20 protein-coding genes are annotated in these 25,326 nt (G+C 56.0%); 13 read left to right on the top strand and 7 right to left on the bottom strand.

Annotated features, from left to right (window positions below):
• Positions 1–334: 334 nt before the first annotated feature.
• From ACQY4Z_RS11435 to ACQY4Z_RS11420, 4 genes are read left to right on the top strand one after another with little or no spacing between them, the layout of a single operon-like run.
• Positions 335–1,099, top strand: a complete 765-nt coding sequence (locus tag ACQY4Z_RS11435; protein ID WP_428529326.1) for a pilus assembly protein TadG-related protein — start codon at positions 335–337, stop codon at positions 1,097–1,099.
• Entirely contained in the window at positions 1,096–1,740 is a 645-nt protein-coding gene (locus tag ACQY4Z_RS11430; protein WP_428529324.1) for a hypothetical protein, read from the top strand. The genes ACQY4Z_RS11435 and ACQY4Z_RS11430 overlap by 4 nt, the downstream gene beginning before the upstream one ends.
• Positions 1,741–1,771: 31 nt before the next feature.
• A complete protein-coding gene (locus ACQY4Z_RS11425; protein ID WP_428529322.1) occupies positions 1,772–2,290 on the top strand; it encodes a TadE/TadG family type IV pilus assembly protein in 519 nt (172 codons plus the stop codon).
• A gap of 2 nt (positions 2,291–2,292) precedes the next feature.
• Positions 2,293–2,856, top strand: a complete 564-nt coding sequence (locus tag ACQY4Z_RS11420; protein ID WP_428529320.1) for a TadE/TadG family type IV pilus assembly protein — start codon at positions 2,293–2,295, stop codon at positions 2,854–2,856.
• Between the two features lie 67 nt (positions 2,857–2,923).
• Here the strand turns inward: ACQY4Z_RS11420 and ACQY4Z_RS11415 are convergent, their stop codons facing one another.
• A complete protein-coding gene (locus ACQY4Z_RS11415) occupies positions 2,924–3,625 on the bottom strand; it encodes a nitroreductase family protein (RefSeq protein ID WP_428529532.1) in 702 nt (233 codons plus the stop codon).
• A 413-nt stretch (positions 3,626–4,038) separates the two neighbouring features.
• On the opposite strand from ACQY4Z_RS11415, the gene ACQY4Z_RS11410 reads away from it, so the two are divergent.
• Both ACQY4Z_RS11410 and ACQY4Z_RS11405 read left to right on the top strand, forming a co-directional pair.
• On the top strand, positions 4,039–5,028 hold the full coding sequence (locus ACQY4Z_RS11410) for an ABC transporter substrate-binding protein (RefSeq protein WP_133949476.1): 990 nt from the start codon (positions 4,039–4,041) through the stop codon (positions 5,026–5,028).
• Between the two features lie 140 nt (positions 5,029–5,168).
• The gene (locus tag ACQY4Z_RS11405; protein WP_428529317.1) at positions 5,169–7,427 is read left to right on the top strand and encodes a putative bifunctional diguanylate cyclase/phosphodiesterase; all 2,259 of its coding nucleotides are present in this window, start codon (positions 5,169–5,171) and stop codon (positions 7,425–7,427) included.
• A gap of 124 nt (positions 7,428–7,551) precedes the next feature.
• Here ACQY4Z_RS11405 and ACQY4Z_RS11400 read toward each other — a convergent pair whose 3' ends face one another.
• Positions 7,552–9,048 (bottom strand): BCCT family transporter, encoded by a 1,497-nt coding sequence (locus ACQY4Z_RS11400; protein WP_428529315.1) that lies wholly within the window; start codon positions 9,046–9,048, stop codon positions 7,552–7,554.
• Between the two features lie 285 nt (positions 9,049–9,333).
• Here ACQY4Z_RS11400 and ACQY4Z_RS11395 point away from each other — a divergent pair, with 285 nt between their 5' ends.
• Genes ACQY4Z_RS11395 through ACQY4Z_RS11385 form a run of 3 tightly spaced genes read left to right on the top strand, consistent with a single transcriptional unit; the run spans position 9,334 to position 13,756 of the window.
• Positions 9,334–12,138 carry a molybdopterin oxidoreductase family protein gene (locus ACQY4Z_RS11395; protein WP_428529530.1) on the top strand — a complete coding sequence of 935 codons (2,805 nt, stop codon included), beginning with the start codon at positions 9,334–9,336 and terminating at the stop codon, positions 12,136–12,138.
• The gene (locus tag ACQY4Z_RS11390; protein WP_209180844.1) at positions 12,135–12,881 is read left to right on the top strand and encodes a 4Fe-4S dicluster domain-containing protein; all 747 of its coding nucleotides are present in this window, start codon (positions 12,135–12,137) and stop codon (positions 12,879–12,881) included. Before ACQY4Z_RS11395 ends, ACQY4Z_RS11390 begins: the two co-directional genes overlap by 4 nt.
• Entirely contained in the window at positions 12,881–13,756 is an 876-nt protein-coding gene (locus tag ACQY4Z_RS11385) for a dimethyl sulfoxide reductase anchor subunit family protein (RefSeq protein WP_428529313.1), read from the top strand. Before ACQY4Z_RS11390 ends, ACQY4Z_RS11385 begins: the two co-directional genes overlap by 1 nt.
• 203 nt (positions 13,757–13,959) lie before the next feature.
• On the opposite strand, the gene preA is transcribed toward ACQY4Z_RS11385, so the two are convergent.
• A complete protein-coding gene (gene preA, locus ACQY4Z_RS11380) occupies positions 13,960–15,273 on the bottom strand; it encodes an NAD-dependent dihydropyrimidine dehydrogenase subunit PreA (RefSeq protein WP_428529311.1) in 1,314 nt (437 codons plus the stop codon).
• Positions 15,274–15,292: 19 nt separating this feature from the next.
• Positions 15,293–16,639 (bottom strand): NAD(P)-dependent oxidoreductase, encoded by a 1,347-nt coding sequence (locus ACQY4Z_RS11375; RefSeq protein ID WP_428529309.1) that lies wholly within the window; start codon positions 16,637–16,639, stop codon positions 15,293–15,295.
• 341 nt (positions 16,640–16,980) lie between these two features.
• Here ACQY4Z_RS11375 and ACQY4Z_RS11370 point away from each other — a divergent pair, with 341 nt between their 5' ends.
• Positions 16,981–17,487 carry a GNAT family N-acetyltransferase gene (locus ACQY4Z_RS11370; RefSeq protein ID WP_428529307.1) on the top strand — a complete coding sequence of 169 codons (507 nt, stop codon included), beginning with the start codon at positions 16,981–16,983 and terminating at the stop codon, positions 17,485–17,487.
• A 7-nt stretch (positions 17,488–17,494) separates the two neighbouring features.
• On the opposite strand, the gene ACQY4Z_RS11365 is transcribed toward ACQY4Z_RS11370, so the two are convergent.
• Genes ACQY4Z_RS11365 through ACQY4Z_RS11355 form a run of 3 tightly spaced genes read right to left on the bottom strand, consistent with a single transcriptional unit; the run spans position 17,495 to position 21,815 of the window.
• Positions 17,495–19,156, bottom strand: coding sequence for a CRTAC1 family protein (locus tag ACQY4Z_RS11365; RefSeq protein ID WP_428529305.1), 1,662 nt, complete (start codon positions 19,154–19,156; stop codon positions 17,495–17,497).
• On the bottom strand, positions 19,153–20,577 hold the full coding sequence (locus ACQY4Z_RS11360; protein WP_428529303.1) for a di-heme oxidoredictase family protein: 1,425 nt from the start codon (positions 20,575–20,577) through the stop codon (positions 19,153–19,155). The genes ACQY4Z_RS11365 and ACQY4Z_RS11360 overlap by 4 nt, the downstream gene beginning before the upstream one ends.
• Positions 20,574–21,815 (bottom strand): ROK family protein, encoded by a 1,242-nt coding sequence (locus ACQY4Z_RS11355; RefSeq protein ID WP_428529301.1) that lies wholly within the window; start codon positions 21,813–21,815, stop codon positions 20,574–20,576. Before ACQY4Z_RS11355 ends, ACQY4Z_RS11360 begins: the two co-directional genes overlap by 4 nt.
• A 268-nt stretch (positions 21,816–22,083) precedes the next feature.
• On the opposite strand from ACQY4Z_RS11355, the gene xylF reads away from it, so the two are divergent.
• The 3 genes from xylF to ACQY4Z_RS11340 all read left to right on the top strand — a co-directional run bounded on the left by xylF (position 22,084) and on the right by ACQY4Z_RS11340 (position 25,324).
• Positions 22,084–23,115 carry a D-xylose ABC transporter substrate-binding protein gene (gene xylF, locus ACQY4Z_RS11350; RefSeq protein WP_428529299.1) on the top strand — a complete coding sequence of 344 codons (1,032 nt, stop codon included), beginning with the start codon at positions 22,084–22,086 and terminating at the stop codon, positions 23,113–23,115.
• A gap of 128 nt (positions 23,116–23,243) precedes the next feature.
• On the top strand, positions 23,244–24,533 hold the full coding sequence (locus ACQY4Z_RS11345; RefSeq protein WP_428529297.1) for a sugar ABC transporter permease: 1,290 nt from the start codon (positions 23,244–23,246) through the stop codon (positions 24,531–24,533).
• Positions 24,534–24,556: 23 nt separating this feature from the next.
• Positions 24,557–25,324, top strand: coding sequence for an ATP-binding cassette domain-containing protein (locus ACQY4Z_RS11340; RefSeq protein WP_008197073.1), 768 nt, complete (start codon positions 24,557–24,559; stop codon positions 25,322–25,324).
• The last annotated feature ends 2 nt before the right edge of the window (positions 25,325–25,326 follow it).

The following is a 25,326-nucleotide window of genomic DNA, read 5'->3' as shown; positions in this document are numbered from 1 at the left end:
TCCGTAAACACAGACTTGTGATCACAGTTTTTTGCGGCCAATTGCACTTTTATCTGGAAAAGAAGGAAGTTGCTTTTTTATGCGAATGATCAAATTCGGAGCTCGCCCTACATAGATATTGGCAAAAATACGTATTATGAACAAAAAATAGGCAATAAAACTGCGTTCAGGCAAGTGTAACCATATCTAATTTATTTATTCAGATTAACTTTATAGAAGTGGTCGGATTGTTATTTCAAAAATACTGTGCCGACCACTGATCAGCCGTGAACTGTTCAGGGCGAGAAAACTGGTGTCACCGCTGTAAGGCATTTCTAGAGTACGGATTTCGCAATTGCCCTCACTTCTTCAAAAACTTGCGTCCCGTTTTTCCAACTTGGGGGCGGATCAGTCCGGTAATGTCGCCATTTTGACAGCTTTGGCGTTTGTGCCGCTCATGCTGATCACGATTGGCAGCCTTGACGTGGTCCGTATGACGACCGCTCAGGCAAAACTTCAATCCACGTTGGACTCGGCGACGCTAGCGGCCGCTTCTTTGAGCAACACCGCGAGTATCGAAGATACGGTGGACGAGTATGTCCGAGCCAACCTGCCCGACACCGCGCCTTGGACAACTTTGAACCTGACGATGGGGAATGTCACGGACAGCCTCAACGCAAAGTCCGTCGAGATCACTGCCACCGTTGATATCGAAATGACGATCTTGAAGCTGGCCGGAATTGATAAGACGAGTGTCGCTGCGTCTTCAGTGGCCCAGCAGGCGGCAACAAATGTCGAAGTGTCGGTCGTTCTTGATATTTCATCGTCCATGGGCGGCTCAAAAATTACCAACCTGCGGTCGGCCGCGAAATCATTTATTGAAACAATGTTGAACGATGATGATCGGGATTACACGTCCCTGAGCATCATACCGTTTGGAGGGACCGTTAACATCGGGGATTTCTATGATTCCTACGCTGTCAACGCATCGACCGCAGGGGTTATCGACTCGCCTTTGCCTGCTGAGTACTACGTTAACAAAAATGTCCTTATGGAAAGTTTATGTTCTCTACGGAGAGAAAGGGGTGCATCGAGTATACCGATGATGATTTCGACTTGACGGCCATTCCGGCAAACAGCCGTCCGCAAGTGCCGGACTTCACAAAGTGGGTGGCCACCAATCCTTGGTGCCCGTCTGAAGATTCCGCAATGGTGTTGAACTCAAATAACGAAACCGCCTTGAAGGCATTGATTGACGACATGGATTTGTCTGATGGCACCGGCATGGACATTGGAACACTCTGGGGAGCGAAGGTGCTGTCCAGTGACATGAAGGGGCTGCTGGGCGGAAACTTTCCAGACAGACCCGCCGATTTCAACGATGAGGACACATTAAAGGTCGCTGTGATTATGACAGACGGCGCGATTACTGCTCAGTTTCGGCCAAGGGATTATACAACTACTGGAAAAATCAAAAACAGCACTCAGCAAACTATCGTATCCAAGGGCAATATAAACACCGCTTCCAGTAAAGCTGATGATTCTGTTGCTTATTTTAAACGCGTTTGTGAATATCTAAACGACAATAACGTCCAAGTATATACAATAGGTTTTCAGATAAATAGCGGTTCCTTGCCGGATAAACTTCTCCAATACTGTGCATCTAGTGTTTCGAATTATTACTTCGTAGAAGGTTTGAACATCGAAGACGCATTTGAAGCAATTGCTGCTTCGGTCAACAGTCTCCGCATTTCCGGCTAGGTGCATTTTAATGCGTGTGTTCCGGAAATTATTGAAAAAGAAAGACGGCGCGACTGCGATCGAATTTGCGTTGATCGGCCTGCCGTTTTTCGCGCTGTTTTTATCATGTTTCGAGATGGGTATGGTGTTCATCCGCATGGCGATGCTGGATCATGCTGTAAATACGACGTCGAAATCTGTCTACATCGGAGCGGTTACCCAAGGCTTGGCCAACAACACGGTTTCCAGTGACGATCTTGAGCAAGATATCTGCGACGTCGTTGGCATTGTCGTCCCGAATTGCACCGACAACATCACGATCGAGCTCACCGAGATTTCCAGCCTGGTAGACCTGCCGGCAACAAATGCGGTCTGCCGCGATGAAGGCGACGACTTCGAACCTGTCGTGAATTTCAGCCCGGGCGCTGCTAACAGCATTGTGTTCATGCGTGCCTGTGTCACGACAGATGTCTACACACCCGGTTTGGGATTTGGTCTGGCGCTCTCGAAAACCGACAACGATCGGTTTGAGATGATATCGTCAATGGCATTTATGAACGAGCCTTTCTAGCGATGCGGACCTTTCTCAAACGGATCTGGACTTTCCAAGCCGATAAAAACGGAACCGCAGCTGTCGAGTTTGCGCTTATTTTCCCCGTGTTGATTTTGATCTTCTTGAACACCGCCAGTTTGTTCGACGGATTTCGGGCCTCTCGCCAGCTCGAACGCGCAGCGAGCGTGACAACAGATCTGGTGACACGATTCACTGGTACTGAGTTCACCAGGGATGACTTCGATCTCATTCAAGCCACGGCGGAGTCGATCCTCGGAAACTACGCGACCGACAGCAATTTCACCATGACGGTTTCGAGTGTCCGCAATTTGTTCGATGATGAGGACGAGTTGGAGGTCCACTGGTCGGAGAGCAATGATGACAACGCGCTTTTGAAAGATGATGACTTGGATAATTTTGATTTTCCAACGCTTGCAGAAGGTGACACGGTCATCGTCGTCCAGCTGTCACTGCAACATTCAGCCTTGTTCGTCAGCGAGATTGTCGGTGACTTCAGTCTGAATGATTTTCACGTCCGACGTCCCCGCTTCAAAACTGAGATTGTCCACGAAGACGACAGCTGAGCGAAGAACAAGCACCGCCTAGCCTTTTGGTCGTCGGCTGTCGCATTTGGAAGTGCCAGTTTTGCTGTTAAGACTCCATATCAAAAACGCTTAAGATCTCTTCAAGCGGTTTTTTGATTTTTGCTGCGGCAGGAACGGTTGCATCGGTTGACGGGTGGCCAACGGCAAGGATCATGACGGGTTTTTCCGCTTCCGGGCGGTCCAGGATATCATTTAAAAACCGCATCGGATTGGGCGTATGGGTCAAGGTGCTGAGACCCGCATGGTGCAAAGCCGTGATCAGCACACCAGTCGCGATCCCGACGCTTTCAGGAACATAGTAGTGTTTGTAGCGTGTGCCATCATCATACGTGCCCCAACGCTGTGCAAAGATCACTATCAGCCATGGGGCGATTTCCAGATGCGGTTTGTGGGCATTGGTCCCAATCGGTTCCAGCGCCTTGATCCAGGCATCTCCCGCGCCGCCATCATAAAACTTTCGCTCTTCTTCTTCGGCGGCCTCTCGAATTTGGCGTTTGAGGGCCGGATTGCGGATGGCAACAAAGTGCCAGGGCTGATGGTTTGCCCCGCTTGGAGCCGTGCCAGCTGCCCGTATGCAGGTTTCGATCACACTGCGGTCCACTGGCTTGTCGGAAAATTGGCGGACCGTATGGCGTGTACGGACATCTTCCAGAAACTCGTCGGCGCGCTGGCGCATGTCTTTATCGGAAAAAGCCCGGCGGTCGGGGATTGGTAGGGCTGTATAGACGAGGGTTGATTTGTCGATCATGGAAAGACCTTGCACGTCTTGGCGGTTGTCCATCAGTATGAAGCCGGCCCGCAATCCACCGAGAGCCAGTGTGATGGATACTGCAGGAATTGCCAATGTAAAGGCAATGCGTGCAGGAGTGGATTTCGGAAAATAGAAACAATATGAGCGAATTAACCGGTTTTGAGAATTAAAAATCCGCATGACTAAAAAATAGTCTTGACCAGAGAGCTGGCAGCTTTCTAGATTTTCTTGACCATTTGGTCAGGCTGTCTGTGAAGAAGGCGAAACGTCCGCACAGTGCAGCGCGGCCATATTGCGGGGAATGTGCAAGAGCGTGAGGGAGATGCTCATTCCTTTGTTCCCGGCAAGGTTTGACTTCCAGAGACGGGCGGAGCCAGCAAGGCACGCCCATAACCAATAGGGGAATGGCAATGAAGGCACTCAAAAGTCTGGCACTGGCTTCGGTCCTTGGCGCTGGTCTGTTTGCGACCGGTGCTCAGGCTGCCGACGAGCTGACGCTCCAGTTGAAATGGGTTACGCAAGGCCAGTTTGCAGGTTACTACGTCGCCAAAGACAAAGGCTTCTACGAAGAGGAAGACCTTGATGTCACAATCAAACCCGGCGGTCCGGATATTGCGCCTCCGCAGGTGATTGCCGGGGGCGGTGCAGATGTCATCATCGACTGGATGCCGTCAGCTTTGGCATCGCGCGAAAAGGGCGTGCCGCTCGTCAACATCGCCCAGCCATTCCAGAAGTCCGGGATGATGCTGACATGCCGCAAGGAAACCGGAATTTCTTCTCCGGAGGACTTCCGCGGCAAGACACTTGGCGTTTGGTTCTTCGGCAATGAATATCCGTTCCTGTCCTGGATGAGCCAGCTTGGCATTCCGACTGACGGTAGTGACGGTGGCGTGACGGTTCTCAAGCAGGGCTTCAATGTGGATCCGTTGCTACAGAAGCAGGCCGACTGCATTTCCACGATGACTTACAACGAGTATTGGCAGGTCATCGACGCGGGCATCCCGGCGGAAGAGCTGGTGGTTTTCAAATATGAAGACCAGGGCGTCGCGACCCTTGAAGATGGCCTCTATGTCCTGGAGTCCAGCCTGGAAGACCCGGCAATGGTCGACAAGCTGGCGCGCTTTGTAAAAGCCTCTATGAAGGGCTGGGCGTATGCTGCCGAAAATCCGGAAGAAGCAGCTGAAATCGTTCTGGAAAACGACGCCACCGGTGCTCAGACTGAAAAGCATCAGATCCGGATGGTTGGCGAGATCAACAAGCTGGTCGATGGGTCTGACGGCAAGTTAGACATGGCCGCCTATGAGCGGACCGTGAAGTCTCTCCTTTCTGGTGGGTCTGATCCAGTTATTACCAAGGAGCCGGAGGGCGCGACTTCAACGGCAGTGACAGACAAGCTCTAAGCGAAGCATCTATCGCTCAAATAGTTCTGAAGTCGGGGCGGGTTATCCGCTCCGGCTTTTTTGTTGTTTTACACGTATTGAGAGAAAATTAGAGAATTACCTTTAAATACTACTTCATATCGTCCAGATCTGGATAGAATATGGGTATTATTGACGATAAAAATGACGAAACGATCTATGGTGACGGAAGTGAAAACCGAGAAAGCATCGTAAAAAGACGCATTGGAATAAATACGCTATTTGTCGCGCCAGTTGCTGTCGTGCCTGTTTTATTCACGATCGTGTTGGTTGTTTTCGGGGCAGTCTTCATCAAGGTCTGGATCGCCGAAAAGGAAACCGCGCAGCGCGAAGTCATGGCGGTTTCTCGGATTTTTGACAGCTACCAGCAATCGCTCGTCGACGAGATGGAGCGGTACGCTGCCTCCAATGCCGCTTACGTCAATGTTGTTTCCAAACCAGATGCGAACTGGATATCAGACCGGTTTGGCGTCGATATGGTCGGTGACTTTTCACCCGACTTTTCGGGACTGATAGAGCCGAGTGATGGCCTGACATTTTCTGCCAGCCGGTCAGGCGAACCGGCGCAACCGGTGTTTCAGCATATCCTGAGCAGTGACTTTGCTAATGCGTTGCAGCTGATACGTAACAATTATCTCGCCGGACTCACCGCGAATGAAGCCGGGGATATTCTGTTCGCCGGTGATTTGGCTGATCTGAATGGATCGGATGTATTCCGGATTAACGGCATTCCAAGCCTTGTAACCGCTTTTGCGATCGTCCCCGATCCTGGCGGTATTCCGATGGTCTATCAGGAGCCATACATCCTGATATCTGTTTTCAAGCTAAACGACCGCAGATTGGCTGAGCTGCTGTCCATCCTGCCTGTTGAACAACTTGAGTTGTTGGATGAAGTTCCAGAAGGGATGATCGGAATTCCGTTAAAGAATGCAGCGGGTTCGAGTGTGGCTCTGCTTGTTTGGAATCCGATCAGCCGTGCAACCGGGGTTATCGTGTCTTCGATCCCGGTGCTGTTTTTATCTCTTGGAACCATTTTGATCATGGTTCTGGCGGCTTTACGTCAGATCACACAGGCCAAGAGTGAACTGGCGGTGCAGGAGCAGGAAGCGCGTCGGGCAGCGTCTCACGATTCCATGACCGGGTTCACCACACGTGCGCAATTTTACAAGGAAGCCGGCAAGCGCTTGTCATCCGAAGACGTGCGCATAAACGGCGCCAGTCTTGTTTATCTGGACCTGGATAACTTGAAAGAAGTCAACGACATCCATGGGCATATGGCTGGAGATTGGCTGATCATGAGCCAAGCAGTCCGGATACGAAAGCGTCTTGGGCCGGATGCGCTGATCGGCCGGATCGGTGGCGACGAATTTGTTATTCTGGTAGAAGGCCGGGTCGGGGAAGACCACTTCCCGAGCAATCTGGTTGGATTGTTTGATGACCTGATCGAGCCAATTGAGTTTGAAGGACGCCTGATCGATGCATCCTGCAGTGCAGGGATCGCGCGGTTTCCGGACCATGGCCGAGGTATACTCGACATCATCCGATCCGCTGATGTTGCTCTTCAAAGGTGTAAGGCCGAAGGCAAACGGTCTTACAGGCTGTTCGACAATAGGATGGATGAGGAGCGCTGCGAACGCCGACAGCTCCGCAGTGAGCTGGCGACTGCCCTTCAGGACGATCAGTTTGAATTGTTTTATCAGTCGATCGTGGTTTCCGAGACGGGCGAACGAGCACATGCTGAAGCTCTTATTCGCTGGCGCCATCCCGAACGGGGGCTTGTTTCTCCAGGGTTGTTTTTGCCCATTGCAAAGGAAGCTGGGTTTACATCCGAAATCGACAATTGGGTGTTGGAGCGGGCGATCCGCGACGCCAGCAATTGGGGCGGAACCGGTGTTTCTGTCAACGTGAGCTCAAGCCAGTTCCAGAAAGAAGGGTTTGCCGAGCACGTCGCTGATCTTTTGATGACCTATGGTTTGTCTGCTGACCAATTGCTGCTTGAGATCACGGAAGACCTGGTGCTGGAGGAGGACCAGTGCACCCAGAAGGTCTTTGCTGAACTCCGTGACATGAATATCGGTCTGGCGATTGACGACTTCGGGACCGGGTATTCCAGCTTGAGTTATCTGCACAAATACCCCTTCAACACGATGAAGATCGACCGCAGCTTTGTGGCACGGATTGGGATCAGTGAAGAAAACGACATGCTGGTCCGCACGCTTCTCGGCATTGCCAAGGTCATGGGAATGAAAACCATTGGCGAAGGTGTTGAAACCCGAGAACAGCGGGAGTTTCTGGTCAATGCGGGCTGCGAATATCTTCAAGGCTATTTGTTCGACCGGCCAGCGCCGTTGGCCGAAAGCGGTTTGAAACGCGCCAGCTGACGCATTCCGTCTTCAAGTGTTTAACTTTTTGGCGTTTTGCGCATCAGGATCCAGGCAAGGAAGCCGATAAACGCGAAAGTTCCCAGGTTCATAAGTGTATCGACGGGATCACCGATAAGCATTTTCAAGCCTCCTTGGGATTGTCGAGGATGAGCGCTTTTATCAGGCAAACCAGCAGCAGCATCGTTATAAACACGAAAGGCAGCGCACCGAGAGCGATAAGTGTCCTCACGGCCGACATGGATCCCGAGAGGATCATCGCTGCCCCGAGAATGCCCAGCAAGCCGCCCCAGATGACCTTGATCTTTGTGCTCGGGTTTTGATTGCCGCCCGTTGAAAACATGCCGAGAACGAAGGCGGCACTCACCACGCTCGTCACAATGAAGAGGAAGGCTGCTAGAATGGTTGCTAATGTGGTCAAGGTGGCCAAGGGCAGGCGATCAAGGAGAGCGAACGTCATGCGCTCTACGTTGGTCTGTGTCAAAGCCAGTAACTCGCCCTTGCCGTTGAGGGTCTCAAAGATACCAACACCGCCAAAAGCGCCAAACCAGATCGTGGAGAACAGGGTCGGGCCGATCAGGACGCCGAGAACAAATTCACGGATCGTGCGGCCCTTGGAAATCCGCGCGACAAAGACCCCGACGAACGGACCCCAAGCGATCCACCAAACCATGTAGGTGAGTGTCCAGTCCTGAAACCACCGGCCGATCTCGTCGCCGTAAAAGGTAAAGGTGCGGAAGCCGGCGGGGATGACATCGGCAATGTACATGCCAATACCGCCGATCACCGAATTCATCAGGAATTCGCTCGGGCCCATGATAACTGTGTAAGCGACTAGGGCGATCGCAAGGCTCATGGCGATGTTGGAAAGCTTTGCCATGCCGGTGCTGAGATCGACCATCAGGGGCGGAATATATGCAATGACCATGACAACAAAAATCAAGCCGACAAGCCACGGCGCCGCCGTCTGGGTGCCAGCAAGCACCGATACTCCATCGGCAACCTGAAATACACCCATTGCAATCGATCCACCAACCCCGATCGCGATTGCAGCAATTGCCATGAAGTCTGAAAACCAGCCAACAAGATTGGCCCACTTCTCGCCCGGGAACAGGCTTTTGATAGGCGCACTGACCAGCATCGGCGTGCCCCGCCGGAAGCTGAAATAAGCAATCGCCAGCGCCGTCGTGCCATAAATCGCCCAGGCATGAATGCCCCAGTTGAAGTTTGTCGCCAGCAGCGCGAAATCGGCAGCTTCCGGGACTGACGTCTTGTCTTTCAAGAACGCAAAATGAGTCAGGGGCTCCGCCACCGCCCAAAACAACAGACCGACACCCATGCCGGCGGCAAACAGCATGGCGATCCAGGTCGGTGTCGAATATTCCGGCCGGACATCATCGGCACCGAGGCGGATGTCGCCAAAACGACTGAAGGTCAGACCAAGACAAAACAGCAGCATGATCGTGACAGACAGCATCACGAACCAGCCGCGGCTTATGAAGTACTGATCAACGATCTCGCGCGCGATGGCCTGTAGGCCTTCCGGGTCGATGACACCCCACAAGCCGACGACGGCACAAAGGCCAATGGAACATGTGAGAAGCAGGCGGTTTGAATCCAATGGGGCCTCCGGACAGAATTTGCGAACGCTAGCCCATCTTGTGATCCATGCCTAGGCCGTCAGAAGCGCACCCGAGCATTCTGATTGCGCGAAGATGTACAGGGGCGCACTTCAACCGCAGAAGTGTTCTGCCCCTCTTGACGTCAAGCCAACTCAAGTCTTCAGTTGGAAAGCCGTACTCATAAAAACGCCCAAATGAAACTCAGATTTCGCTGTGGCGCAGTTTGGCAGGATGCGATTTCTAGAGACGCCTTGGGAGGGGATGTGCTCAATCATAGTCAACCGATGGTGGAGACGTCTCCGGCTGTCTCCGATGAAATACGAAAAACCACCTGTTACATGTGTGCCTGCCGATGTGGGATCAACGTCCATTTAAAGGGCGGGAAAGTCGCATACATCGAGGGCAATCGGGATCATCCGGTGAATAAAGGCGTGCTCTGCGCCAAGGGCGCATCCGGGATCATGCAGGTCACCGCACCGTCCAGATTGCGCAAACCGCTCAGGAGATCAGGCCCGCGTGGGTCGGGTGAATTTGAGGAAATCAGCTGGGAAGAAGCGCTGAAAACAGCCGTTTCCTGGTTGGAGCCCATCCGCAAGACCGCTCCTGAAAAGCTGGCATTTTTCACCGGTCGCGACCAATCCCAGAGCTTCACCAGTTTCTGGGCACAGAACTTCGGTACCCCCAACTATGCCGCTCATGGCGGCTTTTGCTCGGTCAACATGGCAGCCGGCGGTATCTACACGATCGGTGGCGCCTTTTGGGAATTTGGGCAGCCGGATTGGGATCGCACGAAGCTCTTCATGCTGTTCGGTGTGGCAGAGGATCACGACTCCAATCCGATCAAGATGGGCCTCGGCAAACTGAAGGCGCGGGGCGGTAAGGTCATCGGTGTGAACCCGGTCCGGTCCGGCTACAACGCCATTGCCGATGAGTGGGTTGGAATCACCCCGGGCACGGATGGACTGTTCATTTTGTCTCTCTGCCATGTGCTTTTGAGAACTGGACATATCGATCTTGAGTATCTGGCCCGCTTCACAAATGCCCCCTGTTTGGTGATCGACAATCCAGGGTCTGACGACCACGGATTGCTGCTGAAAGATGCTGACGGCAAATCCCTTGTGATCGACCGGGTGACCGGAAAACCGGCACCATTCGACCAGAAAGGTGTCCGACCGGATCTCGGTGCAGAATATGACGCAGATGGCGTGTCCTGCAGGACAGTCTTTCAGCATCTTGCGGAGCGCTATCTGGATGATGCCTACGCCCCGGAGACGGTCGCCGAAGCGTGCGGGGTATCTGCCGGCAAGATCCGGGCTGTTGCCGCAGAGCTTGCCCGCGTGGCATTCGAAGAAGCATTCGAGATCGACCAACCCTGGACCGATTTTCGCGGGGAAACCCATCAGACCATGCCGGGACGGCCGGTGAGTTTCCACGCCATGCGCGGGGTTTCTGCCCACTCCAACGGGTTCCAGACCTGCCGGGCGCTGCATGTGCTGCAGATCCTTCTGGGAACAGTCGAGGTTCCGGGTGGTTTCAGGTTCAAACCGCCTTATCCAAAACCGGTCACGGCGCATCCCACGCCCCATTGCAAGAGCCAGCCGGATTGTCCGCTGGATGGCCCGCATCTTGGCTTCGTCCGCGGCCCGAACGATCTGGCGTTGAAAGACGACGGCACGCCGGCGCGGATCGACAAGGCGTTTTCCTGGGAAAACCCGATGTCGGCCCATGGCCTCATGCATATGGTGATTTCCAACGCCCATGCGGGCGATCCTTACAAGATCGACACGCTGTTTCTCTACATGGCGAACATGTCTTGGAATTCGTCCATGAACACCCGTGGTGTCATGGAGATGCTGACGGACAAAAATGAGAACGGCGACTATGTGATCCCCAAGATCATCTATTCGGACGCCTATTCCTCGGAGATGGTCGCCTATGCGGATCTGATCCTGCCGGACACCACGTATCTGGAACGGCACGACTGCATCAGCCTGCTGGACCGACCGATCTGCGAGGCGGATGCGGCAGCCGATGCAATCCGCTGGCCGGTGATTGAGCCTGACCGCGACGTGCGTGGCTTCCAATCCGTCCTGGTGGATCTCGGCGCACGGCTTGGCCTGCCCGGTTTCGTCAATGAAGACGGCAGTGCCAAATATGCCGACTATGCCGATTACATTGTCAATCACGAGCGAAGGCCGGGGATCGGCCCGCTTGCCGGTTTCCGTGGGAATGGCGAGCAAGCTGGCCGCGGTGAGGTCAATCCCGCCCAATTGGACCGCTACATCGAAAACGGCAGTTTCTTCGTCGAGCATATCCCGAAGGAAGCCGCGTTTTATAAGCCTTGGAATGCAGCCTATCAGGACTGGGCGGTGAGCTTGGGTCTGTTCGACAGCCCGCAGCCCTATCTCTTTGAGATCTATTCCGAACCCATGCGCCGGTTCCAGCTGGCCGCAGAAGGGCACGGCGACCGGCAACCGCCAGATCGTTTGAGAGATCAAGTCAGGCAAGCCTTCGACCCGTTGCCGGTTTGGTATCCACCACTCAGCGATACCATTGCGGACCCGGACGCCTATCCGGTTCATGCGCTTACCCAGCGGCCAATGGCGATGTATCATTCATGGGGCAGTCAGAATGCCTGGCTCCGGCAGATCCACGGCCGGAACCCGCTTTATGTGCCAACCCGAATTTGGGAAGAAAATGGCTTCTCAGAAGGTGATTGGGCAAAGGTAACCTCGCCCCATGGGGAGATTGTTGTGCCGGTTACTCACATGGCAGCGCTCAATGAAAACACCGTGTGGACATGGAACGCCATCGGCAAACGAAAAGGCGCTTGGGCGCTGGATGGGGATGCGCCGGAGGCAACCAAAGGCTTCTTGCTCAATCATCTGATCCACGAGCTGTTGCCGCCGAAAGGCGATGGCCTCAGGTGGTCAAACTCCGATCCGATTACCGGACAAGCTGCCTGGTTCGATCTGCGGGTACGGATCGAGCGTGCGGAGCCACCCCCGGAAAGCCAACCGGCTTTTGATCCCATCAAGTCCCCGGTTGGAACAGGCCCGAATACCGTTCGACAGCAGGTGCGCTCATGACCCAGTTGCCGGAAACAACAGACAAGAAGCTCGGTCTCGTTATCGATCTCGACACCTGCGTCGGGTGTCATGCCTGTGTGACCGCCTGTAAGGGCTGGAATACGGAAAACTATGGCGCGCCTCTGAGTGATATGGACGCCTATGGCAAGGACCCGGTCGGGTCGTTTCTGAACCGCATCCATTCCTTCGAGGTTCAGCCGGAGAACGGGCCGGCCCAGACGATCCACTTTCCAAAGTCATGCCTGCATTGCGATGATGCGCCGTGCGTCACCGTGTGCCCGACAGGCGCCAGCTACAAACGCCGGGAAGATGGCATTGTGCTCGTCAATGAAGACGCCTGCATTGGCTGTGGCCTGTGTGCCTGGGCGTGTCCTTACGGGGCCCGGGAGCTTGATCAGGCCGAGGGCGTTATGAAGAAATGCACCCTCTGCGTTGACCGGATCTACAACGAGAACCTGGAAGAGGTGGACCGGGTGCCGGCCTGTGTCAGAACCTGTCCCGCTGGCGCCCGGCATTTCGGGGATCTCGGCGATCCGGACAGCGATGTGTCCCGCCTTGTGGCCGAGCGCGGTGGGTTCGATTTGATGCCCGAACAGGGAACCAAGCCGGTGAACAAATATCTTCCCCCGCGACCGAAGGATAAGCTCGCGGAAGTATCGGCCGGTTCGGACACGATGCAGCCAGTTGCCGAAACGCCAAAGGGCTTTTTGCGCTGGCTCGACAAAGCATTGGAGGCGCTCTGATGCATCCTGCTCCCTCAGTCATCATTTTCACTGTGTTGTCCGGGCTCGGATTCGGATTCCTTGCCTGGCTAGGTCTTGGTCTTCCGGCGGTAACCGGCTGGACAGCGTTTTTCGCTTATCTGATCGGCTTTGCGCTCGCTGTCGGCGGGCTGCTTTCGGCAACCTTTCACCTCGGCAATCCGCAGCGCAGTCTCCTGGCCTTCACCCAGTGGCGATCAAGCTGGCTGTCGCGTGAGGCCTGGCTTTCCGTGCTTGCGCTTGTCTTCATGGGGATCCACGGCTTTGCAGCCGTTTTCTTCGACATAACGCTGGCGCCGATTGGCGTGACTGGTGCATTGCTTTGTGTTGCAACAGTGTATGCCACCGCGATGATCTATGCGCAGCTTGCCACTGTGCCGCGCTGGAACCATTGGCTGACACCCCTGCATCTGGTGTCCCTATCCCTGGCGGGTGGTGCCATCCTTGCCGGGCAAGGATTGGGTGCCGTTCTGCTGCTTGGGATAGCCGGTTTGATTCAGAGCCTTTATTGGATTTTTGGCGACCGCCGTTTTTCCGAGCACGGACACACAATGGAGACCGCGACCGGACTCGGCGAGCGGGGCAAGGTACGCCTGTTTGAGCCGCCTCATACGGGGACAAATTACCTTTTGAAGGAAATGGTGTTCACGGTCGGCCGCAAGCATGCGCAGAAGCTGCGGATCATCGCGTTCGCTCTCAATTGCGTGCTGCCGATCGTGCTGATCGCTCTGTTGCCTGCCAGCCTGCCGGTTGTCGCCCTTGCAGGAATTGCCTTCCTGATCGGAACGTTTGCCTCGCGCTGGTTGTTCTTCGCCGAAGCGGAACATGTCGTTGGGCTTTATTACGGCAAGCGGTAACAAAAACGCAGGCCACTTGATCTTTGCCGCCCCGGACTTGATCCGGGGCCTTTCAGATACGATCCCGGCTCAAGGCCGGGACGGCAACGCACCACTTTCGATTACGCCTTGTGGTGCATTGTTGTAGGTCAACCGTCCCAAAACAAACCAACGCAGGCAAGGAAGCCTTGCCTGCGTTGGTTTTCATATTTTTGCAGTCGGGTTTATTCCGCAGCTTCGGGCACCGCCATCGGGTTGTTCGGATGGGTTGTCCAGTTGGCGTATTTCTCTTCCACGACCTTGTTAGTGCGCGGATCAACCGTCCCAGGGGCCATCTGCTCCATGGTGATGCAGTTCTCGACCGGGCAAACGTTGACGCAAAGGTTACAGCCGACGCATTCCTCGTCGATCACCTCGAACTTGCGCACGCCGTCGACCATATTGGTAATTGCTTGGTGCGAGGTGTCCTCACAGGCAATGTGGCAGCGGCCGCACTCAATGCACAGATCCTGATTGATCTTGGCCTTGGCGATGTAGTTGAGGTTCAGATGCTGCCAGTCGGAGGCGTTCGGAACCGCCCGGCCGACGACCTGATCAACCGACGTATAGCCCTTTTCGTCCATCCAGTCGCTGAGGCCTTCGATCATGTCCTCAACCACCTTGAAGCCGTAGGTCATAGCCGCGGTGCAGACCTGAACGGATCCGGCGCCAAGCGCCATAAACTCTGCCGCATCGCGCCATGTGGTCACGCCGCCAATGCCGGAGATCGGTAGGTCATGCGTTTCCGGATCCCGGGCGATTTCGGCCACCATGTTCAGCGCGATCGGTTTCACGGCTGGGCCGCAATAGCCGCCGTGAGCGCCCTTGCCGTCGACCATGGGAGCTGGTGACATGGCATCCAAATCAACGCTAACGATCGAGTTGATCGTGTTGATCAGGGAAACCGCGTCTGCGCCGCCCGCTTTTGCGGCCTGCGCCGGTTTGCGGATGTCGGTGATGTTCGGCGTCAGTTTGACGATGCAGGGCATGCGGGAGTGCTTTTTCACCCAGCGCGTGACCATCTCGATGTATTCCGGCACCTGACCGACAGCAGATCCCATACCGCGTTCGCTCATGCCGTGTGGGCAGCCGAAGTTGAGTTCCACACCGTCTGCTTCGGTGTCTTCAACGGCCTTCAGGATGTCGATCCAGTTTTGCTCTTCGCAGGGAACCATCAGCGACACGACCAGCGCACGGTCCGGCCAATCACGTTTAACCTGTTTGATTTCCCGAAGGTTGACCTCCAGCGGTCGGTCGGTGATCAGCTCGATGTTGTTGAGCCCGATCAGCTGCCGGTCCTTGCCGTGAATGGCACCGTAGCGCGGCCCGTTGACGTTGACGACTGGGTCACCGTCGCCAAGCGTTTTCCAGACAACGCCGCCCCAGCCCGCCTTGAAGGCGCGAACAACGTTGTATTCCTTGTCCGTCGGCGGCGCAGAGGCCAGCCAGAACGGGTTCGGCGACTTGATGCCGATAAAATTTGTCGTCAGATCAGCCATGTGTCTCTCCCTCGGCCGTTCAGGCGCTCAGCGCGGCGTTGATGGCTTCCGCAGCGATCTTGCCGTCTTCGACGGCTGCAACCGTAAGGTCTTCGCCGCCGGCAACGCAGTCGCCGCCCGCCCACACATCATCGAGGCTGGTCTTGCGGTCCGCGTCCACCACAATCCGACCCTTTTCGAGGGTCAGGGCGCCACCGAGATCCGTGTCCACTAGGGTCTGGCCGATGGCCTTGAAGACCATATCAGCTTCAAGCGTTACGATCTCACCGGTTCCGGTTAGGGATCCATCTTGATCCTGTGTCCGTTCCAGTTCAATCCCCGTAACCGAGCCGTTTGCAGCCACAAGTGCCTTGGGCTGTGCCCAAGTCATGATCTTGACGCCATTGGTCTGCGCAAGGTGTTGCTCATATTCGGATGCGTTCATGCGATCCTGACCGCGCCGATAGGCAATGGTGACATCATCGGCACCAAGCAGCTTGGTCTGAACCGCAATATCGACCGCGGTCATGCCGCCGCCAATAACGACCACCCGCCGGCCAACAGGAAGTTTTCCGAGATCATCGGCCTGCCGCAGATTGGCGATGTAGTCGACAGCATCCAGAGAGCCGCCTTTATCTTCGCCGTCGAGGCCAAGCGCATTCACGCCGCCAAGACCAATGCCGAGGAACACGGCATCGTAGGACGCCCGCAGATCCGCGAGGTTCAGATTATCGCCAAGACGCGATCCGGTCTTGAGCTCGATGCCGCCGATCGAGAGAACAAACTCGACTTCACGGGCCGCAAAGTTGTCGACGGATTTATAGGACGCAATGCCAAACTCGTTCAGGCCGCCCGCCTTTTCGCGTGCGTCGAACAGGGTCACATCATGACCGTGCATTGCAAGACGGTGTGCACAGGCGAGACCAGCCGGACCGGCGCCGACCACGGCAATTTTTTTGCCAGTGCTGTCCGCCCGTTGATACGGCTGCGTTTCATTTTCGGCCATGTAGTGATCAGTGGCATAGCGCTGGAGCTGACCGATCTGAACCGGCTTGCCTTCCGCGACTTCGCGCACACAGACCTGTTCGCACAGGGTCTCGGTTGGGCAAACCCGGGCGCACATGCCGCCGAGAATGTTCTGGTCAAAGATGGTCTTCGCAGATCCAGTCGGATTGCCCGTTGAGATCTGGCGGATGAATTGCGGAATGTCGATGCTGGTCGGGCACGCTTGCATGCAAGGTGCGTCGTAACAGAAGTAGCACCGGTCTGCCTCGACCTGTGCCTCGTGCGGTTCCAGCAGCGGATGCAGATCGCTGAAGTTCTCAGCATATGCTTCCTGAGGCAAGCGTCCGGCGGCAATATCGGGGCCGGCTTTGGTCTGGGTCATGAAGATCTCCGGAAGGTTGGCGATCGTTTTTGGGAACGGCATCCTTCGTTCTTTTGAGGTTGCTCGTTGGGGTATTGGGCAAAAATTTGAACAGTTAGTCAAATATTTTTAGAACAATTAAAAAGTAGAGTGTAAAACTCAGCAATAATATTGCTGGAACATCAGTGGTTTAGTATATAATTTGGGCGTGATTAAATTTGCGCCATAGGGCAAAATAGTGCCAAACAAGCCGGTTCGGCTGGAGTGTTTTCAATCAGATATGTCGATTTGTGGCAGTTTTTCGGATCGAAAAAACACACCGCATGGCGGTCAGGTGGTGTCTTGTTGAAAGGAAAATACCCTTGAGCGGGAATGCCGAGACTGACCGCTTGCTGCTCACGAGCCCCAAACTTTCCGAGGTGCCAGGGCTTTACGGCTTTCTTGGGGATCCGCGGGCAATGCAGTTCACCCAAATTGACAAGAACCTGGCGTCATGCCGACGGCGGATTGCGGTCCATGAGTGGCGCCGCCGGCGTGACGGATTTGCTCCTTGGACAGTTCGTGTGAAGGGACAGCCAGAAGTTATCGGTTGGGGTGGATTGTATGATGATCCGTTCGACCCAGGATGGGGGCCAGAGCTCGCGTTTTTCTTTCATCCCAAAGCTTGGGGCCAAGGATACGGCGCGGAACTGTCATTGGCAGCGCTTGAGGTAGCCGATATCAAGATCGAATTGCCTCTGGTGTCAGCGTTTGCGCACCCGGAAAATGTAGCATCCCAGAAACTGCTGCAGAAGGTCGGGTTTCAGCCGGAGCGCCATGTTGAGAGCATGAACCGTATCCTCTACCGACGGCGCCGCCCGGCCCGCTAAACGAGGTTCACTCCGGATACCAGAAGCGCGCCTTTTCCGCGCCCCGGTCTATGATGACGTGGGAGTTCGCGAAAACGCGGTAACTGTGGCTCCAATCGCCATCCGGCCATTTGATTCGCACATTTGCCCGTTCGGCAACGCCGAGGCCAAAATGAACAAACCCGAGTTGTCCGGAGGCATGCCCCGCACCGACTTCTATGTCTTTGACGACGGTTCGATTGCCCGTCTTAACGCTGATTTTTGCACCAACAGCACGGGCATTTGCTTTGCCGGGTTGGCGGACGTCAATTGAGAGCCAATTGCCGAGTGGGCGTGGCGTGTCAGCGGATCCGGCGCCAGCATTGCGGAACAGGCTGACCGGGGCGGAACGATTCACCACCACGAGATCGAGAAGACCGTCGGAGTTGAAGTCTGCAAGACCTGCCCCCCGGCCACGCCGATCAAGTGCGATACCGGCGTCTTTGCCGGCCTCCGAAAACTTGCCGCTCCACTGTCCCAGCAAGAGGTTGTCCGGGTCAAACGCGGCAAAATCGGGCATCGCTTCCACATTGCCTTTTGCAATGAAAAGATCCCAGAGCCCGTCATTGTTGACGTCCTGAAATTCGGAATGCCAGCCGGTCGATGGCTTCAGATCATCGCCGGTGTAGGGTCGGTGTGCTGTCACACCAAGATCAAATGCGATGTCCTGGTAGACGGGGACGGTTTCGTCCGCCTCATCATCGAGTTGTTGAAGCTTGGTGTCGCCCATGCTGGTCAGCGCATATTCCGGGAAACCATCGACATTTAAATCGATGGAGGCGATGCCCATTCCCCAGATTTTCAAATGTTGCCAACCGTCCGGCTTGCGGTAAGGGCGTGGCGGCCGGCCCGGCGGAACAGCCCAGAGCTGTTCCTGGCCGCCGCGATAGTAATGCCGGTCATTGGATACGCGCAGGGACGGCTCGCCCGAACGGTTCCAGTCTGTAAACAAGATCGAGAGGCTGCAATATCCGGGTGACAAGCGGGTTGATTCCGGGTAGCTGACGCTGCCGTCCGCAGATACTTCCGGCCGGAACAGGAAGTTGTCGTGACATGTCCCCCAGGGCGAGCCGGGCGCCGAGCGATCGACATAGTTTCCGAAGGCGAGGGTCGGGTAGGCGTTGCCGTCCTCAAAGGTTGCGGAAAAGGCTGTTGTCCATTCCCGTCCGCCGTCGAAGCCGAGCGCGCGGTTGGCAACGTCGAAGGTGCAGTCGCCCTTGCCTTTCAGGATCAGGTTTTCACCCAGCCTCAAAAGAACAAGATCAAGGATGTCATCGTTATCGACATCCAGCGGGTAGGCGCCGAGCACCTTGGAGAGCTGCTTGTCGTTTGGACCGTAATCCGAAACCGTTTCGAAATTTAGTTTTCCTCCCGTGAGGCTTTGGTTGCGGTAAAGCTTGGCCGGGTTTTTGCCGCCCGCCAGAAACATGTCGGGACGGCGATCGCCGTTGCAGTCAAAAATCGCAACCCCGCCGCCGACGAAATACTCCCATGCCCCGTCGTAGGTGTGCGTAATGCCAGCATTCGCGGCTTCTTCGACAAAGGAGGGGATAGGGGCGAGCGAGGTCTGACCGTTTGCCAAGGCCGAACTTGTCAGACCCGTGCAAACGCCTGCTATGCAGACTAGCAGTCCGGACCGTCTAAAAATCATTGGGTGATCTCCAGACTGCGCAGGAAGGCGATGATGGACTGGCGGCCACCTTCATCGAGACTGGCATAGGCCTTGCGGCTGTCGGAGGCCTCCCCGCCATGGGCAAGGATCACCTCGTTCAAGGTCGTCAGGTCGCCGCGATGCCCATAAGGGGCCGTGCTTCCGATCCCCCAGAGTTCCGCCGTGATGAAGACATCCCGTGCCACGAACCGCTGCGCCAGGAGCTCGTTGCCGAGTGTGTCATTGGCCGGGTCAGCGATCTTGTGGCGTTTCAGGTCGCCGAAAAGCGGGACCAGAACGCGCCCGCTGTCATCCCTTGGCAGGGTTTTCACCCACTCCAGTGTTGCCAGATCAAGGGCCAGCGGTTGGTTCACATCGCTTTGACGCAAAGTGCCTGCTGTGTCGAATGGACCCGGATCGTGAAAGACAAGACTGTCGAGTGGCAAGGCTGGGACATGGCAGGAGGTACAGCCGATCTCGTCAAAGATCAGCTCACCGCGTGCAGCGGCCTTTTCCCAGATTTCCGGCATGTCCTGTTTTCTGCCGGGCGGTGGCAGGGTTGCCTGCCAGGCAACAAGGGCCGAGATTTGCCCATCGCTGAATTCGTGCACGAACCCGTCTGCATCGAAATCATCTGTCCCGGTCCAGCGGGCACCGAACCGTTCATCGGCCTGAATGCCGTGATGGTCGTTCATCGCGTTGACGGTGAATTGGCGAAGGGACGCAAAGACACCCTTTTGACCGAAGGGGCGAAGAGTCAGATCGTCGTCAATGCCGTCCAGCTCCGATACATCGAGAGTTCCGTCCGGATGTGCGGTGAGGCGCCCAAACGATATTCCTTTGGTCTCTAGATCCACTGTTGCAGTGGATCCGGTTGTCCTGGCGTCTTTAAGGACTGCGCTGCGCTGGGCGCGCAGATCCGTCGTCATTTCCCGGGCGAGCAACTCGATCAGGCCCGCGCCCTGCAAGGCGTTGGTGTTGCGCTCATTCGAAAACTGCGGGTCGATCGTGTCGAAGTCTGCACTTTCAAAACCTTCGGACACGAAGACATTGACGGCAAAGGATCCTGCACCGCCCATGACCGGTTCATTATGGCAAGAAGCGCAAGCGTTGGCGTCCGGGCCCGCCAGCCGCTGGAAAGTGAGGTGAGACTGCCGCCGGACTTTTGTCGGCACGATGGCACCGGTGGCATCCGGTCGTCCGGCTCCGTCGAGGCTGGTGAACTTTGCTTCGAAAAGCGTTTCGCCAAGCGGCTGCAGCACAGGAATTGGATCTTTTCCGGACTGCGCCAGAGCATTCAGATCAACATCTTCCAGGATGGTTCGTTCGCTCCACGGGGGCAGCGTTTCATCAGCGAGCCCGTGTGCGGGGAAAGCTGCCAGAGCCGCTAGGCTGATCAGGAGAGAATTGCGCCGGGTCATGAGGCTTCCTGCCTTGGCGCTTTCACCTGCGCTCCCAAGAAATCCATATCGAGCCGTTCCATCGATTGGGCCACCAGACCTGTCCTGATGAAGTCTTCGTTCCAAGGCATCACATCAAGTGTGAAGTTGTTGCGCAAGTCCTCGACAAGCGCATCTTTCAAGCCTTCCCACACGCCTTTTTCCATGAACGTGTAGGCCCGCATCGCAGCGCCGGTCAGCACGATGCGTTTCGGGTCTATGAGGGCAATGACCCGGGCGAGTCCGTATCCAAGAACGCGGCCGGCATGGTGAAATGCCTTGCGGGCGTTCTCATCGCCTGAGTCTGCAGTTTCAATAAGTTTTTCAAGGCCTTCTACGCCCGCTTCGATATCCGCCGGGTTTGTATCTTCAGGCAGCTGCGATGCGGATCGCACCAGCGCATAATCGGAAAGATAGGCCTCCAGGCACCCTTTCTTCCCGCACCGGCACAAGGCGCCATCCGGAATGTGATTGGCATGTCCGAATTCTGCAGCTGTGCCGCTGGCGCCCGAAAAAAGATGATTGTCGAGGTAAAGGCCCATACCAACGCCATAATCGAGCATGATCACCGTGAAAGTCCCGCTGTACCGCTCCGGATCCGACCAGTGCAGGGCCTCGGTGATCATGTTGGTATCGTTGGAAATATAGCAGTCCGCGCCAAAGGCCTGATGCAATGGGGCAACCACCGGTATCTTGCGGCCCGAAAACGCCGGGCTCCAGGCAACCAAACCCGCTTCGGTTTCCACAACGCCCTGTGCTGCCACCCCAATTTCCTGAACTTGCGCCTCGGAGATGCCAGCATCTGCAATGAATTGGCGGATGGCGGCAATCAGGACCGGAGGAAAACTGTCTGCATCGGCGGTGGCGCTGTCATACTGCGTTCTCAAACTCGATGCGATCGTTCCCGCAAAATCAACGAGCGAGAGATCCATCGTGTTCACGGAGAGACGGATACAGACCGTGTAGGCAGCTTCCGGATTGAGCCTCAATAGCGTTCTTGGTCGCCCACGGGACTGATGGGATTTCGGTTCATCGCTCTCCACGCTGATGATCAATTTCTGATCAAGCAGGTCGGAGGTGATTGCCGTAACCGTTGCGGGGCTCAGCTGCGTGATTTTACCCAGATCGATCCGGGCTGTTGGACCATTCCGACGAAGTGCCTGTAGAACAATACTTCTATTCTGCCGCCGGATCTGATCCCGGTCCGCCTTGCGTGTCATGATGTTTGTGCTCGCTCCCAAATCATTTTCTTACGCCGCGTTTTCCGGGCTTTTTGGCGATTTTTCCTTCGAAGTCCTCCCTTCGAAGTCAAAGTTTCGCAAAACCATGTTGACAGGAGCCGCGCTTTAGAGCAACTTTTTTTCGGGGTCCAAAAAAAATAACAATAAGGCTGTCCCATTTTTTACCGGATCCGGTCCGGCCACAAACAAACGTGTTTCAGGTGCTGCGCTCCGACATCATGCGGCACCGATGGGAGGAATGATAACGATGCGCAAGTTCACCACACTGCTGGCGGGCGCCCTTGTGTCCGCAACTGCTCTGACCGCTGCCCACGCTGAAGACATCGTGGTCGGTGTCAGCTGGTCCAATTTTCAGGAAGAACGCTGGAAAACTGATGAAGCCGCGATCAAGTCCGCTCTGGACGCTGCGGGCGCGAAGTACATCTCCGCTGACGCTCAGAGCTCATCTGCCAAGCAGCTGTCCGACGTTGAGGCATTGATCGCACAGGGCGCAAACGCTCTGATCATCCTCGCACAGGACGCGCAGGCAATCGGCCCGGCCGTTCAGGCGGCAGCGGACGAAGGCATTCCGGTTGTTGGTTACGACCGTTTGATTGAGGATCCGCGGGCATTTTACCTGACCTTTGACAACGTTGAAGTTGGCCGTATGCAGGCTGCTGCCGTTCTGGCTGTACAGCCGAAGGGCAACTATGTGATGATCAAGGGCTCCCCGACCGATCCGAACGCAGACTTCCTGCGCGGTGGTCAGCAGGAAGTTCTTCAGGCAGCAATCGACAGCGGCGACATCAAGATTGTTGGTGAAGCCTACACTGATGGCTGGTTGCCGGCGAACGCTCAGCGCAACATGGAGCAGATCCTGACCGCCAACGACAACAACGTTGATGCAGTTGTTGCGTCCAACGACGGGACTGCGGGTGGTGCAGTTGCTGCACTGACTGCACAAGGCATGGAAGGCACCCCGGTTTCCGGTCAGGATGGCGATCATGCTGCCCTGAACCGCGTTGCCCGCGGTACGCAGACCGTGTCCGTTTGGAAAGATGCGCGGGATCTTGGCAAGGCCGCCGGTGAAATCGCCGTTGCGCTCGCCAACGGCGGTGAGATGTCTTCGGTGGACGGCGCAAGCAGCTGGACTTCACCAGGCGGCACCGAGCTGACCGCGAAGTTCCTGGCTCCGATGCCGATTACCAAGGACAACCTGACTGCTGTTGTTGATGCCGGCTGGATCTCCCAAGACGATCTGTGCCAGGGCGTCGAAAACGGCCCGGCTCCTTGTAACTAAGAAAAACAACGAAACGGTCCGGGCTCTGGGCCCGGACCGCATGATCGGGGCGCCGGAAAGGTCAGTCCCCATGGGCTGGCCACCCGGCTTTTGAAAAAGCAAATGGTCTCCAAGCAGGAGTAACCGCAATGTCCGATACGGCACTGTCCGGCTCTAAGAGCCCGACGGCACGAAATTTCTTTACCGCGTTGCAGCTGGATACGCGCCTTTTGGGCATGATTGGCGCGTTCATCGTGCTGTGCCTGGTGTTCAATGTGTTCACCGAAGGCCGGTTCCTGACCCCGCGCAACATCTTCAACCTGACGATCCAGACCGTCTCCGTTGCAATCATGGCAACAGGCATGGTCTTCGTCATCGTCACACGCCACATTGATTTGTCGGTTGGCTCAGTGCTCGCCACCGTGGCGGCCGTGATGGCAGTGGTCCAAACGGATATCCTGCCGCAATTCATGGGGCTCGGACACCCGATAATCTGGGTGCTGGCCATCCTGTCCGGTGTTGCCGTCGGAGTGATCATCGGCGGTTTCCAGGGCTGGATGATCGGCTATCTTGGAATTCCTGCCTTTATCGTCACTCTTGGCGGGCTTCTCGTTTGGCGGAACGTGGCCTGGTTCATCACCTCAGGTCAGACGATCGGGCCGCTCGACGACACTTTCACGATGATTGGTGGCATCGGCGGTACGATGGGCGAAACCGGGTCCTGGATCTTCGGCATACTGGCTGTAGCTGCCGCCCTTTGGCTTCAGATCGCTTCGCGCCGCCGCAAGTCCTCGCATGGGTTCCCGGTCAAACCGGTCTGGGCGGAAGTCACCATGGGCGTAATCACGACCGCGGCCATTCTCGGGTTTGTTGCGATCCTGAACGCATACGACATCCCGAAAGCCCGCTTGCGCCGTATGTTTGAGGCATCTGGCGAGACACTGCCGGAAGGCCTGACCATGGGCTATGGGATTCCGTATTCGGTCGTCCTTCTCATTGTTGTAGCAGTGGTCATGACCGTTGTTGCCCGCCGCACGCGGCTGGGCCGCTACATCTTCGCGACCGGCGGCAATCCGGATGCGGCGGAACTCTCCGGCATCAACACACGGTTCCTGACGGTCAAGGTGTTTGCCATCATGGGCGGCCTCAGTGCTCTGGCCGCAGCCGTCGCCGCAGCCCGTCTCGGGTTCTCCACCAACGACATCGGCACGCTTGACGAACTTCGCGTCATTGCAGCCGCGGTTATCGGCGGAACGGCGCTGGCCGGTGGTGTCGGTACGATCTACGGCGCAATTCTCGGTGCTCTGATCATGCAGTCATTGCAATCGGGCATGGCGATGGTTGGGGTGGATGCCCCGCTCCAGAATATTGTTGTCGGTACGGTGCTTGTGCTCGCCGTTCTGGTCGACATCATCTACCGCAAGCGCACGGGAGAGTAACAATGACCGCCCCTCTCGTAGAAATGAAAGACATGTGCATCTCCTTTGGCGGGGTGCGCGCAGTGGACCATGTCTCTGTTGACCTTTTTCCCGGCGAAGTGGTCGGTCTTCTTGGCCACAATGGTGCCGGCAAGTCGACGCTGATCAAAATCCTGTCCGGGGCCTACAAGGCCGACAGCGGTGAGATCCGCATCAATGGCAATGAAGTCCATATTCATTCGCCGCGTGATGCGCGGGCTCAAAACATTGAGACCATCTACCAGACGCTTGCGCTGGCAGACAATCTCGATGCCGCGTCGAACCTATTTCTAGGCCGGGAGCTCACCTCGCCGCTCGGGTTCGTCGACGACGATGCCATGGAGGCGGAAACCCGCAAGATCATGGGCCGTCTCAACCCGAACTTCAAAAAGTTCCATGCGCCGGTGAAAGCCTTGTCTGGTGGTCAGCGTCAGTCCGTTGCGATTGCCCGGGCCGTTTACTTCAACGCGAAGATCCTGATCATGGATGAGCCGACAGCCGCGCTCGGGGTGCATGAAACCCAGATGGTGGCTGAGCTCATTCAAGAGCTGAAGAAGCAGGGACTCGGTATCTTCTTGATTAGCCACGACATCCACGATGTCTTCCAGCTATGTGACCGGATTGCCGTCATGAAGAACGGCCAGCTGGTCGGAACGGCAAAGACCGGGGATGTCACGGATGATGATGTCCTCGGCATGATCATCCTGGGCAAATGTCCTCCAGGCGCAACTCCCGGACCTGGCGCGATTGTTGACGACACGGTCGTCGGATAGAC

Origin of the sequence: Roseibium sp. (assembly GCF_965276855.1) — a bacterium.
In the GTDB taxonomy this organism is placed as follows: Bacteria; Pseudomonadota; Alphaproteobacteria; order Rhizobiales; family Stappiaceae; genus Roseibium.
Note: the sequence above shows the minus strand (reverse complement) of the source record. Positions and strands in the feature narration are given on the sequence as shown.

What these genes read in the sequence shown, in the direction of transcription:
- ACQY4Z_RS11355 (WP_428529301.1), bottom strand. Translation starts at nt 21,815, where the DNA reads ATGACACGCAAGGCGGACCGGGATCAGATCCGGCGGCAGAATAGAAGT.
- ACQY4Z_RS11365 (WP_428529305.1), bottom strand. Translation starts at nt 19,156, where the DNA reads ATGATTTTTAGACGGTCCGGACTGCTAGTCTGCATAGCAGGCGTTTGC.
- xylF (WP_428529299.1), top strand. Translation starts at nt 22,084, where the DNA reads ATGCGCAAGTTCACCACACTGCTGGCGGGCGCCCTTGTGTCCGCAACT.
- ACQY4Z_RS11420 (WP_428529320.1), top strand. Translation starts at nt 2,293, where the DNA reads ATGCGGACCTTTCTCAAACGGATCTGGACTTTCCAAGCCGATAAAAAC.
- ACQY4Z_RS11360 (WP_428529303.1), bottom strand. Translation starts at nt 20,577, where the DNA reads ATGACCCGGCGCAATTCTCTCCTGATCAGCCTAGCGGCTCTGGCAGCT.
- ACQY4Z_RS11375 (WP_428529309.1), bottom strand. Translation starts at nt 16,639, where the DNA reads ATGACCCAGACCAAAGCCGGCCCCGATATTGCCGCCGGACGCTTGCCT.
- ACQY4Z_RS11345 (WP_428529297.1), top strand. Translation starts at nt 23,244, where the DNA reads ATGTCCGATACGGCACTGTCCGGCTCTAAGAGCCCGACGGCACGAAAT.
- ACQY4Z_RS11340 (WP_008197073.1), top strand. Translation starts at nt 24,557, where the DNA reads ATGAAAGACATGTGCATCTCCTTTGGCGGGGTGCGCGCAGTGGACCAT.
- ACQY4Z_RS11405 (WP_428529317.1), top strand. Translation starts at nt 5,169, where the DNA reads ATGGGTATTATTGACGATAAAAATGACGAAACGATCTATGGTGACGGA.
- ACQY4Z_RS11410 (WP_133949476.1), top strand. Translation starts at nt 4,039, where the DNA reads ATGAAGGCACTCAAAAGTCTGGCACTGGCTTCGGTCCTTGGCGCTGGT.
- ACQY4Z_RS11390 (WP_209180844.1), top strand. Translation starts at nt 12,135, where the DNA reads ATGACCCAGTTGCCGGAAACAACAGACAAGAAGCTCGGTCTCGTTATC.
- preA (WP_428529311.1), bottom strand. Translation starts at nt 15,273, where the DNA reads ATGGCTGATCTGACGACAAATTTTATCGGCATCAAGTCGCCGAACCCG.
- ACQY4Z_RS11415 (WP_428529532.1), bottom strand. Translation starts at nt 3,625, where the DNA reads ATGATCGACAAATCAACCCTCGTCTATACAGCCCTACCAATCCCCGAC.
- ACQY4Z_RS11395 (WP_428529530.1), top strand. Translation starts at nt 9,334, where the DNA reads ATGGTGGAGACGTCTCCGGCTGTCTCCGATGAAATACGAAAAACCACC.
- ACQY4Z_RS11385 (WP_428529313.1), top strand. Translation starts at nt 12,881, where the DNA reads ATGCATCCTGCTCCCTCAGTCATCATTTTCACTGTGTTGTCCGGGCTC.